The following is a 12120-nucleotide window of genomic DNA, read 5'->3' on the forward strand; positions in this document are numbered from 1 at the left end:
GATCTCCCGCCCCCGGGCGCCCCACGATGGTGGGCATGAACGGGATGACGACGGCCGCGGCTCCGGCGGCGCATGACGGGGTGAGGGGCGCGGCCCTCAGCGGAGACGGGCTGCACCGGGAGTACGGACGCGGCGGGGCGGCCGTCCGGGCCCTGCAGGGCGTGTCCGTGGCCTTCGCGCCGGGCACCTTCACGGCGGTGATGGGGCCCTCGGGCTCGGGCAAGACGACCCTGCTGCACTGCCTGGCCGGGATGGACCGGCCGAGCCGGGGCACCGTGCGCTGGGGCGACACGGTGGTGTCCGGTCTGCCCGAGCGGCGGCTGGCGGAGCTGCGCCGTACCCGGATGGGCTTCGTGTTCCAGGCCTTCAACCTGATGCCGGCGATGACCGTCGCGCAGAACGTCGCACTGCCCGGCCGGCTGGCCGGGCGGCCGCCGGGGCGGGCCGAGGTGCGGGAGGCGCTGGCCCGGGTCGGGCTGGCCGGGCGCGAGCGGCACCGGCCGGGGCAGCTCTCGGGCGGGCAGCAGCAGCGGGTGGCGATCGCCAGGGCGCTGGTCTCCCGGCCGGAGGTGCTGTTCGCCGACGAGCCGACCGGCGCCCTCGACCGGGCGACCGGGCACGACGTCCTCGACCTGCTGCGCGCGGGCGTCGACTCCGACGGTCAGACCTGTGTGATGGTCACCCACGACCCGGTGGCCGCCGGGTACGCGGACCGGGTGCTGCTGCTGGCGGACGGGCTGCTGGTGGACGAGTTGGTCAGGCCGACCGCCGCGCAGGTCGGCGAACGGCTGAGCCGGCTGGGCGGGTGAGCGCGATGCGCACGATGCGTGGGAGGAACGGGGTGAGCGTGCTGGGCAGCCCCGTTCTGACGATGTCCGTCGGGCAGATGCGGCGCCGGCCGGCGGCCTTCGCCGGCTTGGCGGCGGCGCTGCTCCTCGCGATGGCGGCGGTGACGTTGTTCGGTTCGCTGGTCGCCGCGCAGGTCACCGCTCCCCGGGCGGTGGCGAAGGCGCCGGTGTCCGGGCCGGGTGTGATGGTGATCGCCGCGGCCTTCGGGGAGATCGCCGTGCTGGTCGCGCTGTTCGTCGTGGTCAACGCGCTCGGCTTCACGCTGCGTCAGCAGCACCGTGACCTCGCCCTGCTGCGCACCGTCGCGGCGACACCCCGTCAGGTGCGGCGCGTGGTGCGCGCCCAGGTCGTGGCGACGGTCCTGCTGGCGGCGGTGCCCGGGTGCGCGGTGGGCGAGGTCGCCGCCCGTGCCTTCCTCGCGGCCCTGCGGGAGCGCGGGATGGCCCCGCCCGGTCTGCGGATACCCGGGACACCGGTGCCGGCCCTGGTGGCGCTCGGGGGGGCGCTGCTGGTCGGTCTGGCGGCGACCGCCGCCGTGGCGTGGCGGATCACCCGGCCCGCGCCCGCCGTCGCCCTGACCGAGGGGACGGGCGGGCCGCGAGCGACGGGCGTGCTGCGGCTGTCGGCCGGGCTGGCCGTCCTGGCGGGCGGCGGGCTGCTGCTGCGGCTGGCCGCGACCAGGCCGGCCGGTGAGCTGGACAAGGCGGGGCAGGCCTCCCTGCTGGGTTCGCTGGTGCTGCTGATCGCGGTCGCGCTGCTCGGGCCCGTCGCGGCACGGGCGCTGGCCGCCGTGCTCGGCGCGCCGGTCCGGCTGCTAGCTCCGCGCGCCGGTTGGCTGGCCGACGCCAATCTGCGCGGCTACGCGGCCCGGCTCTCCTCGGCGGTGGTCCCGGTGGCGCTGCTGGTCGGGCTCTCCGGCACGATGTTGATCATGACCAGCACCGCCGAGCGCGTCGCCCGGGCGAGTGGCGCCGCGACCAGCGTCACCAAGGCGAGCGACATCTGGCTGCGCCAGGCGGAACTCGGTCTGCTGGTCTGCTTCGCAGCGGTCTCCACCGTCAACACCCTGGTCGCGCTGACCGCCGACCGGCGCCGTGAGTTCGCACTGCTGCGCCTGATCGGGGCGACCCGCCGGCAGCTGCTGCGGATGCTCACCGTCGAGGCGGTCCTGACCACGGCGCTGGGCGTGCTGCTGGGAGCGGTAGTGGCGGCGGCGGCCACGGGAGCCTTCAGCCGGGCGGTGCGCGGGACGGTCGTACCGGTGGTGCCGGGCGCCGGGTGTGCCTGGGTGGTGCTGGGCGCGGTGGTCCTGACCGTGCCGGGGATCGTCGGTACCGGGCTGTGGGCCGGCGGCGGATCGGCGGTGCGGTCGGTGGGCGCGGACCGGGGGTGAGGTGACGGGCGCGGGGACGGGTGACCGCTCCGGACGGCGGTACGGGGGAGGCGGTGCGGGGGAGGCGGTGCGGGGAAGGCGGCACGGGACCGCGGGTGGATGCGGTGTTCCGGCGGCGCTTGGTGGATGCTGGGGCCGCTCGGCGATGGCGTGGTGCGGTGGATGCCGGAACCGGTCGGCGGGTGCGGTGAGACGGGTGTACGGCGAGACGGCTGTGCGGTGAGACGGGCGCGCGGTGAGGTGGCCTTCGGTGTGGCGGGGTGAGCGGTGAGGTGGGCGATGGCCGAGCGGCGGCGGTTCCTGGCGGTGCGGGGGGCCGAGGTGGCGTTCGCCGTCCTCGGACTGCCGCTGGGGGTGCTCGGCGGTGTCTACGCCGTCGCCGTCCTCTACGCCGGGGCGCTGCTCTCGCTCACCGTGCTGGGCCTGCCCTTCGTGGTGGTCGCGCTGCTCGGGGCCCGGCGGATCGGTCGGCTGCACCGATGGCTGGTGGGGAGGCTGCTCGACGAGACGGTGCCCGAACCGGCAGCGCTGCCGCGCCCGCCCGGCGTGTTCGCCCGGGGCCGGTCGGTACTCACCGACCCGGTGGCCTGGCGGGTGCTGCTCTACCTCGTCCTGCGGCTACCGCTGGGGGTGGTCGGCTTCCTGGCCGTGATCGGGATGCCGCTCGGCGCCTTCTGGCTGGTCGGGTTCCCGCTCTGGGTACGGCTGCTGGAGCCGGGTCCGCGGCCGTTCGGCTGGGCGGACGTGGGCGCGATCCCGGTCGGCCTCGCCCTGCTGGCCGTCGTCCCGGCCGTGCTGCGGGCGCTGAGCCGGGCGAACCGGGCACTCGCCCGCACCCTGCTCGGCCCGGTGCGCTCGCAGCAGCGGGTGCGCGAACTGGAGAGCGCCCGGGCCACCCTGCTGGCCGAGAACAGCGGCCGGCTGCGGCGCCTGGAACGCGACCTGCACGACGGTACCCAGGCCCAGCTGGTCGCGATCGCCATCACCCTCTCGCTGGCCGACGACGCCCTCACCGATCCGGCCGAGCCCGACCTCGCGCGGCTGCGCACGCTGGTCGACCGGGCCCGCGCGCAGACCGACGACACCATCGCCGGCCTGCGCCGACTGACCAGGGGCATCCACCCGGTGGCCCTGGACGGCGGGCTGGCCGAGGCGCTGCCTTCGCTCACCGCCACCTCGCCGGTGCCGGTCACCGTCCGGGTGGACCTACGGGAGCGCCCGGAGGAGGTCATCGAGCAGGCCGTCTACTTCTGCGCGGCCGAACTGCTCACCAACGTGGCCAAGCACAGCGACGCGCGCTCGGCCGAGCTGACCGCGACCTCCGCCGACGGGAGGGTCCGGCTGACCGTCCGCGACGACGGGCGCGGCGGCGCCGCGGTCGGCGCGGGCACCGGACTCGCCGGCCTGGCCGACCGCCTCGCGGCGGTGGACGGCGTGCTCCGGGTGGACAGCCCACCGGGCGGCCCGACCCTGGTCACCGCCGAGCTGCCCGACAGGCTGTGACGGGCGAGGCAACGCCGCGGCGTGCCCATGAGAGGCGCTCACGGGCGTCTCTCATGAGCGTGGGCTCCTCTCATGAGCTTCTCTCATGGGCTTCCCACGTGAGGGAAGCCCATGAGAGAAGCTCATGGCCCAGGGCATGAGGAGGTCTCATGACCTCTTCTACGCCATGTGTCCCGCTCATGACCGGTCGTCGGGCGCGCGGTCTCCGCTGCGGGCGGTGCGCCGTCGGACGTCGTCCATCAGTGTGCCCAGGAGCGTGACGAGTGCGGTGCGTTCCTCGTCCGACAGCCCGCTGACGAGCGCGGCTTCCCGGCTGAGCACGGTGTCGACGGACCGCTCGATGAGCGCATGGCCCTCGGCCGTGAGGTGCACCAGGACGGTCCGGCGGCCCGTGGTCCCGGCGGTCCGCTCGACGAGGCCGTCCCGCTCGGCCCGCGCGATGCGTTGGGAGACCGCTCCGGCGGTGACCAGGGTCCGGCGGGCGATCTCGCGGGTGCTGAGGCGGTAGGGCGGACCGGACCGACGGATGACGGAGAGCAGGTCGAGGGTGGCCGCGTCGATCCCCGCTGCTCGCAGGGCCCGGCCGCGGTCGTCGGTGAAGAGCTTGGCCAGCCACCAGATGGGGGTGACGATCTCGATCGATCCGGTCGGGGTGCCCGGTCGCTCCCGCTGCCAGGCTGCGGCGATCTCCGTGGCGGAGTGGGCGGGCGGCGGTGGTTCCCCAGCCGGGGCCAGATCGTCCACGGTGTGATCCCTTGTCAGTCCGATGCCGTTTCGGGCAATGTTTAGACCTAAACGTATCAAGGGACAAGGGGGAGTCATGACTCGCACCGTGGTCGTCACCGGAGGAACCAGCGGCATCGGCCGGGCGATCGCCCGGATGTTCGCCGCCGAGCAGGCGAAGGTCTTCATCACCGGGCGTCGCGCCGACACCGTCGAGCCGGCGGCCGAGGAGTTGGGCGTGCACGGGGTCGTCTGCGACGCGACCGACCCGGAGCAGGTCGCCTCGCTGGCCGATCGCCTCGGGGAGCTGGACGTCCTGGTCAACGCCGCCGGCGGCCTGCCCCCGGCGGCGCCGGGGGGCGCCGCGCCGTTGGAGGCGCTGCTCGCCCAGTGGCAGGCCAACCTGGGGCAGAACCTGCTCACCGCGGTGCTGACGACGGCCGCGCTGCAGGACCGACTCGTCCACGGTGGCTCCGTCATCAGCATCGGATCGATCGGTGCCGAACGCCGCGGTGGCTCCTACGGTGCGGCCAAGGCGGCTCTGGCCGCGTGGAACGCCTCGTTGTCCGCGGAGCTCGCCCCCGGGGGTGTGACCTGCAACGTCATCTCCGCGGGATACGTCGTGGGCACCAACTTCTTCGCCGGCGGGCTGAGCGACGAACGCCACCGCGCGTTGGTGGAGGAGACGCACGACAAGCGGCCGGGCACGGTCGACGACATCGCCCACACCGCGTGCTTCCTCGCCTCCCCGGGCGCCCGGCACATCACCGGGCAGACCATCCACGTGAACGGGGGTGCCTTCACCACGCGGTAGCGCGCCGGGTCAGGGAGTGCCGTGCTCCGCGAGGTAGGCGAGCACGGCCTTGACACGGCGGTTGTCGGCGTCGGTCGCGGGCAGGTCGAACTTGGCGAACACGGCGGCCACGTGCTTCTCGACCGCCCGCTCGGACACCACGAGCCGGGTGGCGATCGAGCGGTTGGAGTGGCCCTGCGCCATCAGCTCCAGCACCTCCCGTTCGCGCGGGGTGAGCGTGTCCACCAGGCTGCGGCGTCGGCCGCGGATCAGCCCGTTGACGATCTCCGGGTCGAGCGCCGTGCCGCCCGCGGCGACCCGCTGCAGGGCCTCCACGAACTCGGAGGTGCGGGCCACCCGCTCCTTGAGCAGGTAGCCCACGCCGGCGGCACCGCCGTCCAGAAGGCGGGCCGCCCAGGCGGTTTCGACGTGCTGGGAGAAGACGAGGATGCCGACCCCGGGCAGCGCGGCGCGGATCTCGACGGCGGCCCGGATGCCCTCGTCGGTGTGGGTCGGGGGCATCCGGATGTCCACCACGGCGACATCGGGCCGGTGTTCGGTGACGGCAGCCACCAGGTCGGGGGCCGTGCCGGCGGTGGCGACCACCGCGCAGCCGCGGGCGGTGAGGAGTTCGACCATCCCGTCGCGGAGGATCACCGAGTCCTCGGCGAGGACGACGCGGAGCTGCTTGTCAGTCATGTCGTCATTATCGTGTGGCTCGGGCGCCGAGGAGCCTCCCGCAGGGCCTGATCGGGCTCGGCCACCAGACCGGCCTCCACACCACCCGACCGCCCTCCACCACCGGGCCGCCACGGCCGCCACCGCGTCCGCGGCGGGGCTGTCGCACACCTCCCTGTGCCGGGGCGCGACAGCCGCCTCCGCCGCGAACGCCGCCGTCGTCCCGCGGGGCGCCACCCCGAGGAGGGCTGCACCACCTGGCGCTGTTCGCGCCCGGCGGTGCGGCCCTGTTGTTCCTCCTCGCCCCCCGCTCTGCCGGAGGAGAAGTGTTGTGGGATGAGGACTTTGACTATCGTTCAGTTCTCCTCGTTCGAGGAGGCGGGCCAGTCGTGGGCGCTCGGCTCGACCGCGGGCGTCCCGAGCGGATAGGCGTCCCGGACGAGCTTGAGCAGGGCACGCTGGTCGTCCAGCCAGTCGGGGGCGGGGGAGAGGACGACCCGGAGGGTGACGCCCGAGTCCTCCGCGTCCGACACCGTCACCCAGAGTCCGCCCGGACGGCCGGGCTCGATCCGCAGCTCCGGGCCGTGCTCCTCGTCCAGCCAGCGGACCGCGCCACCCCGGCCGAGGCGGTCCAGGGCGGCGTCCCACTCCCGCAGGTGGCGATCGGTCACCAGGGTGACGAACTGCCCGCGCACGGAGTCGGCGGTGACGGAGATCTCGCAGTGCAGCCAGTCGTGCCCGAGCGGGGAGCCCGGAGCGTGCCGCCCCAGGACCCGGACCCGGACGTTGCGGCCGCCGGTCCGTCCGTCGCGGCCGGGTGCGTCGTCCGCCCCCGGACGGTCCGTCAGTCTGATCAACTCATGTCGGTGCGAAGCGGCTTCACTCACTGCGTACTCCCCGTCGGCAGCGGATCCAAGGGCTGACATCCTCGCGCAGGTGTTCGTTCCGGGGCCAGACCGGCGGGTCGTGGGTTCCTCCAGGGATTCGCCCCCGGGCCGCCGTGGCGGGCCGGAGGAGCGACGAACGGCGGGCCGCGCGCCGGGCGCCGGGCGGCTCTCCGGGGGCGCGGGGTGAGGGAACGCGGGCGGCCCGCCGGACCGGGGAGGTCGGGCGGGCCGCTCGGGTGGTGGGGTCGGGGCGGCTGCCCCGCCGTGCCGTTGGTCCCGCCGCACCGGCTGCCCGCTCGGTGCGGTGACGGGCCTGCGGGTCAGCGGTGGTCCGGGTGGCCGGTGAGGACGGTGGTGAAGATCGGCTCGCCGTGCTGGTGGCCGGTGACGGTGGTGGTCAGGGCCTCCTCGTCCTGGCCGGGGGTGTGCCGCGCGGTGATGGTGGTGGGCGCGTCGTACTCGGCGTAGCGGTGGAAGGTGGTGGCTGCGGAGGTGGGCGTGACGGCGACCGGGCTGGTCAGTGCGTTGGTGGCCTGGCGGGCGGCCTCCAGCAGGACCATGCCGGGGATGTGGTCGTTGGCGTGGTCGAAGAGGATCGGGTGCCAGAAGTCCGGGGTGAGGTGCCAGGTGCCCGGCGCGTCGGCCGGGCTGAGGAGGACGTCGCAGGGGCGGAGCCGGCCGACCCGGGCCGGCGGCAGCGCCTCGGCGGTCACCCCGGGTGCCGGGAGGGCGTCGGCCTCGTGGCGGCCCCGGCGGAGCCGCTGGTAGGTCGCGTTCGGCACGGTGGTGAAGCGGGCGTGCCCGGTGGCGGCCAGCTGCGCCCCGCGCCGGACGATCGTGCTGAGCGTGAAGTCGACGGTGGTGCGGGTGCGGCGCGGCTGGGCGAGGAGCTTGGCCTCGATGGTGAGGTCGGTGGGCGTCGCGCCGATCAGGAGCTGGCGCGGCCGGGTGGTGTAGTCGAGGTTCCACATCATGAACTTGTGGTCGAGCGGGACGCCGAACCGGGTGTGGGCGAGGTAGAGCCCGGCCTGACGGATCGTTTCAGCGGCTTGGATCGGGTCGTGCCGGGTGCCGTCCGGGGTGCTGAAGAACGTGTGTGCCCGGGGCCATTGCGCGGAGACCGCGAAAGTGGTCTCGTTCAGCTGCTCGCTGCCGGTGAGGAAGACCTCGGCGTGGCAGGCCCGGTGGACGTACTCCTTGGCGACGGTGCTGGTCAGGCGAGGTGCCGGGCCGGTCGCCAGGGCCGGCCCGGGGAAGGCCCCGGGGTCCTCGGCGCTGGCGGGGGCGGAGGCAGGCGTGCGGAAGGCAAGCAGGGTCATGGGGAGCGCTCCGAAAGGCCGTGACGGGCGGGGTGGGCTGCTCAGGGCTCGTAAGATACGTACCTACCGGTTTGGTTTTCAAGGCGGCTGGGTGAAGGTTCGTCGGCAGCCGAGTACGGTCGTTCGAGTACTCCCCGTGGGTATCGCGGCCCCTCGGCCGACCGTGGCGAAACCGCCACGCGTGATTGACCTGCGGTGATTTCACAAGCCAGACTTGACGGGTTCATTATCATGAGGGTGCTTCGAGGGGCGAGAGGGCGCTGCAAGTAGCAGGTACTCCTCCGGTTCCAGGGGCCTCAGTCGGGGGTTCGGACACCTGCGCGACCGGTACCGTCCATGCGGTTTTCGCTCGCTCAAAGACCGCCGTACAAGGCGTGGCGCCCAAGGATCGGCCGATTACCCGGCGGGTAAGATACGGGGTGTTTGGTTTTGTTTGCCGAGCGTTTCGGATGGGGTGGTTGCGGTGGTGCGGCAGGAACGGGCGGTCCGGACGCGTCGGCAGATCCTTGAGGCGGCGGCATCGGTCTTCGACGAGTACGGGTACGAGGGTGCGACGATCGGCGAGGTCGTCGCCCGCGCGGGAGTGACCCGCGGTGCGGTGTACTTCCACTTCGCCTCGAAGCGGGAGCTCGCCCAGGGGGTCGTCGAGGAGCAGTTCGGCCGCGACGAGATCCCCGAACGGCATTGCAAGCTCCAGGAGTTCGTGGACCTCGGCATGGTGGTCGCGCACCTCATGCCGAGGGACCCGCTGTTGAGCGCGGGCGCGCGGCTCTCCCTCGGCCAGGACGTCTTCGGCGAGTTCAGCGGCGGCGCCGCGCCCGGGTGGATCGAGCGGGCCGAGAGCGTGCTGACGGCGGCCGGCGAGCGCGGCGAACTGCTCCCGCAGGTGGTCCCCGCCGAGACCGCGTGGCTGGTCACCGGCGCCTGGACGGGCGTGCAGATCCAGTCCCAGAAGCTGTCCGGCCGGGCGGACCTGGAGCGCCGGGTCGCCGCGCTCTACCGGCACCTGATGCCGAGCATCGCCGTGCCCGGAGTGCTCGCCACGCTCGACCTCGCAGTGGACCGGGGCGGCCGGGTGGTGGCGGAACTGGAGGCGGCCCGGGCCGCGGCCGGGAGCGCGACCGGGGCCGGGCAGGGCGGCGGGAGCGGCGTCGGCGAGGGTCGCGTCGACGAGGGTCGCGTCGACGAGGGGGAGGCCGCCGAGGGTGCCCGCGTCGGTGGGGCCGCTTCGCGCTGAGGCCCGTCCGGGCCCTCTCCGAGCAGCTCCCCGGTCCGCTCCCGAACTCCTCCCCGAGGCCGGTCGGGGCATCGCTCGACCCGTTGCCCCGGTCCAGCGGCGATTCCTCCGCCCAAAAACAAACAGCGCGTTCGGTTTTGTATTGACAAACCGTCCGTCCTGTTTTTGGATAGGCGTCGGGTGCTCCACCGATCCCTCCGCAGATCCTCGCGGAAGCGTCGAGCAGGGGAGCGCCCGCCCGGCCGGTGGCCGTCGGGGTCGCCGATCCGTCTGGATTTGGGGTGGTCGTCGTGGAAATCCGGGTGCTGGGGGCCTTGGGGGTCCGACTGTGCGGGGTGTCGGTGGTGCCGACGGCTCCGAAGCCTCGGCAGGTGCTCGCCCTGCTCGCCTTACGGGCCGACCAGGTCGTCCCGGCCGGCGTGCTCGCCGAGGAGCTCTGGTGCGGCCGTCCGCCGCGCAGCGCGCGCACCACCGTGCAGACCTACGTCCTGCAACTGCGCGACCTCATCGACCGCGCGCTTGCCCAGGGGGAGGGTGGCCCGGGAGCGTCCTGCGCCAAGGACGTCCTGGTCACCTCGGCCGGCGGCTACATGCTGAACAGCGGCGGCGGACTCGTCGACCTGCAGGAGTTCGACCGCCTCGCCGGGTACGGGTACCGCGCCATGGACGCCGGTGACTTCCCGCTCGCCGCCCGCCAGTTGGGCGAGGCGCTCGCGCTGTGGCGCGGACCGGCCTTCGCGGACGTCCCGGTCGGCGGCCAACTCACCGTCGAGGCCAAGCGGTTGGAGGAGACCCGGCTCTGCGCGCTGGACCAGCGGATCGAGGCGGACCTGAGGCTCGGGCGCCACCGGGTGCTGCTCGCCGAACTGACCGTCCTGGTCGACCGCTACCGCACCCACGAGAGCCTGCACGGCCAGTACATGATCGCCTTGCACCGCTCCGGGCGCCGCGGCGAGGCCCTGGAGGCCTACCAGCGCCTGCGGAACACCCTGGTACGGGAGTTGGGCATGGAACCGTCCGCCGCGCTGCGCCGCCTGCAGCGCTCCATCCTGCTGGCCGGGCCCGAACGGCCCGAGCAGGACCAGCCGGCCGCCCTCGCCGACGGCCCCGCGGCCCGCCCCGCCCGCCTCACCCGGGTCGGCTGACCCGGAGGGGCGAAGCGGGGTTCCAGGCCCCGGTACCTGGACGTCAGACCCCGGCGAGTCACCTCGCCGGGGTCGTGGTGGACGATGCTCGCCGGGACGCGTCCGTGCGGGGGCGGTCGGTCAGGGCGGCGGCTGCGCGGCCCGGGTGGAGCTGCCGAGCTGGACCAGCTTGGCTCCACCCCGGCCGAGACCGCCTGGGGCCCGTCTCGGTGGTCCTCCTACGGCGGACCGCTCTCGCAGGTCGGGCCGGCGCGGGAGACCGCCGGGAGCGCGTCGCTCAGAAGTGGATGATCTGCAGATTGGCGATGCTGTTGACGTCCTGGACGTACCCGCCGGCGTAGAGGGTGTGGCCGTCCGGGCCGACGGCCAGGCCGTTCACCCCACACCTCGTCCAGGGGAGCCGCGGGCCGCGCCGCCCCGGTCTTCGCCTCGGTGTTCCGGTCGGCGTGCAGCAGCTACCGTCCGTCGTCCTGCCTGGTCAGAACGTACGGCGGGGTGCCGTCGGAGTCGCCCGTCGCGGAGGTGGTGCACTTGGCGGAGGTGGCCGCCGCTACGTCGGCCCGCAAGAACCCGGCGTGCGCCGCCCGGTCGGTGACCGGGGCGTCCGGGTCGTTGTGGGTCCTCCCGGGCCTCCCGGTCGTCCCGGAGGGTGGCGGGCAGGACGGCGCGGGTGACCTCGGCGACCGCGTCGAGGCGGAGGGGAGCGTGCCGTAGCGTCGGTCCCGAGGGTGTCGGGGTGCGACGGGGCTGCGGCATCCGGTCGGTCGCGCCGTCGGGCCGGTCGCGCGGTCGGGTCGGTCAGGGGGTGGAACGCAGCGCCAGGTAGCCGTCGAGGCGGGCGGCCGCGGTGAGCATGGCGAGGCCGCGGGCGGTGAGGCGTCGCTGCCAGCCGTCCAGGGCGGCGGCCAGTTCGTCGGTGCCGCCCGCCGAGCGGATCTGCCGGACCACGGTGGCGATGTGGTCCAGCAGGTAGCCGCCGCGTCGGAGGAGGTGGGCGAGTTCGGCGTCCCGGACGTCGGCCGGGAGATAGCTGCGGTGGCCGGTCCCGTGTTCGCGGACCGGGGTGAGGATGCCGGCGGCCTCCCAGGCCCGCAGGGTCGCGGGGGTGACGCCGAGGCGGTGTGCGACCTCGCCGATGCTGAGCGGGCCGGGGCGCGGCGGCCGGTCGGGTCGGTCGAGGGGGGAGGGCCGCCCGACCGCGGGCGCGGAGGCGAGATGGCCCACGGCCTCCCGGACGGCGGCCAAGGTCTCCCGGTCGCGCAGCAGTCGGGCGTGGCCGTGGTCGAGGGCGGTGAGGGCCTCGTCGAGCAGGTCGGCGTGGACGCTGATCATGACCTGCCCGGCGGTCGCGTGCCCGTACGCGGCCACGAGGGCGAGGAAGGCGCGCAGCGCCGCCGCGTGCAGCTCGGTGTAGATCCGGTAGCCGGTAGGGGTGCGGTCGGCGGGCGGGAGGCAGCCGTCGCGTTCGTAGTTGCGGACCGCCTGGGTCGAGATGCCGTGTTCGCGGGCGAGGTCGGAGGGGCGCATGGTCGTCGGTCGTCCTCCGTGCGGGGCGGTTTGAGAGTTTTCTCGGGATTCCTCGGGCTGACACCG

Annotated in this window: 11 protein-coding genes; 6 read left to right on the forward strand and 5 right to left on the reverse strand. The window is 74.3% G+C overall.

Annotated features, from left to right (window positions below):
• The first annotated feature begins 44 nt into the window (after positions 1-44).
• The 3 genes from ACZ6Y7_RS07260 (at position 45) to ACZ6Y7_RS07270 (ending at position 3745) form a co-directional block, all read left to right on the forward strand.
• Positions 45-809 carry an ABC transporter ATP-binding protein gene (locus ACZ6Y7_RS07260; protein ID WP_465757011.1) on the forward strand — a complete coding sequence of 255 codons (765 nt, stop codon included), beginning with the start codon at positions 45-47 and terminating at the stop codon, positions 807-809.
• A gap of 5 nt (positions 810-814) precedes the next feature.
• Positions 815-2242, forward strand: a complete 1428-nt coding sequence (locus ACZ6Y7_RS07265; protein WP_465756842.1) for an FtsX-like permease family protein — start codon at positions 815-817, stop codon at positions 2240-2242.
• A 279-nt stretch (positions 2243-2521) separates the two neighbouring features.
• Positions 2522-3745 (forward strand): sensor histidine kinase, encoded by a 1224-nt coding sequence (locus ACZ6Y7_RS07270; protein ID WP_465756843.1) that lies wholly within the window; start codon positions 2522-2524, stop codon positions 3743-3745.
• 177 nt (positions 3746-3922) lie between these two features.
• Here the strand turns inward: ACZ6Y7_RS07270 and ACZ6Y7_RS07275 are convergent, their stop codons facing one another.
• Positions 3923-4489 carry a MarR family winged helix-turn-helix transcriptional regulator gene (locus ACZ6Y7_RS07275; RefSeq protein ID WP_465756844.1) on the reverse strand — a complete coding sequence of 189 codons (567 nt, stop codon included), beginning with the start codon at positions 4487-4489 and terminating at the stop codon, positions 3923-3925.
• Positions 4490-4565: 76 nt separating this feature from the next.
• On the opposite strand from ACZ6Y7_RS07275, the gene ACZ6Y7_RS07280 reads away from it, so the two are divergent.
• Positions 4566-5282 carry an SDR family NAD(P)-dependent oxidoreductase gene (locus ACZ6Y7_RS07280; protein WP_465756845.1) on the forward strand — a complete coding sequence of 239 codons (717 nt, stop codon included), beginning with the start codon at positions 4566-4568 and terminating at the stop codon, positions 5280-5282.
• Between the two features lie 9 nt (positions 5283-5291).
• Here the strand turns inward: ACZ6Y7_RS07280 and ACZ6Y7_RS07285 are convergent, their stop codons facing one another.
• The 3 genes from ACZ6Y7_RS07285 to ACZ6Y7_RS07295 form a co-directional block, all read right to left on the reverse strand.
• On the reverse strand, positions 5292-5960 hold the full coding sequence (locus ACZ6Y7_RS07285) for a response regulator (RefSeq protein ID WP_465756846.1): 669 nt from the start codon (positions 5958-5960) through the stop codon (positions 5292-5294).
• A gap of 335 nt (positions 5961-6295) precedes the next feature.
• Complete coding sequence (locus ACZ6Y7_RS07290; RefSeq protein ID WP_465756847.1) at positions 6296-6796, reverse strand: DUF5959 family protein; 501 nt, start codon at positions 6794-6796, stop codon at positions 6296-6298.
• A 350-nt stretch (positions 6797-7146) separates the two neighbouring features.
• Positions 7147-8145 carry a ScbA/BarX family gamma-butyrolactone biosynthesis protein gene (locus ACZ6Y7_RS07295; protein WP_465756848.1) on the reverse strand — a complete coding sequence of 333 codons (999 nt, stop codon included), beginning with the start codon at positions 8143-8145 and terminating at the stop codon, positions 7147-7149.
• Positions 8146-8608: 463 nt separating this feature from the next.
• On the opposite strand from ACZ6Y7_RS07295, the gene ACZ6Y7_RS07300 reads away from it, so the two are divergent.
• A complete protein-coding gene (locus ACZ6Y7_RS07300) occupies positions 8609-9382 on the forward strand; it encodes a ScbR family autoregulator-binding transcription factor (protein WP_465756849.1) in 774 nt (257 codons plus the stop codon).
• Between the two features lie 290 nt (positions 9383-9672).
• Positions 9673-10527 (forward strand): AfsR/SARP family transcriptional regulator, encoded by an 855-nt coding sequence (locus ACZ6Y7_RS07305; RefSeq protein WP_465757012.1) that lies wholly within the window; start codon positions 9673-9675, stop codon positions 10525-10527.
• A 798-nt stretch (positions 10528-11325) separates the two neighbouring features.
• On the opposite strand, the gene ACZ6Y7_RS07310 is transcribed toward ACZ6Y7_RS07305, so the two are convergent.
• Positions 11326-12054 (reverse strand): TioE family transcriptional regulator, encoded by a 729-nt coding sequence (locus ACZ6Y7_RS07310; RefSeq protein WP_465756850.1) that lies wholly within the window; start codon positions 12052-12054, stop codon positions 11326-11328.
• Between the last annotated feature and the right edge of the window lie 66 nt (positions 12055-12120).

It is taken from the genome of Kitasatospora sp. NPDC053308, from assembly GCF_055585785.1.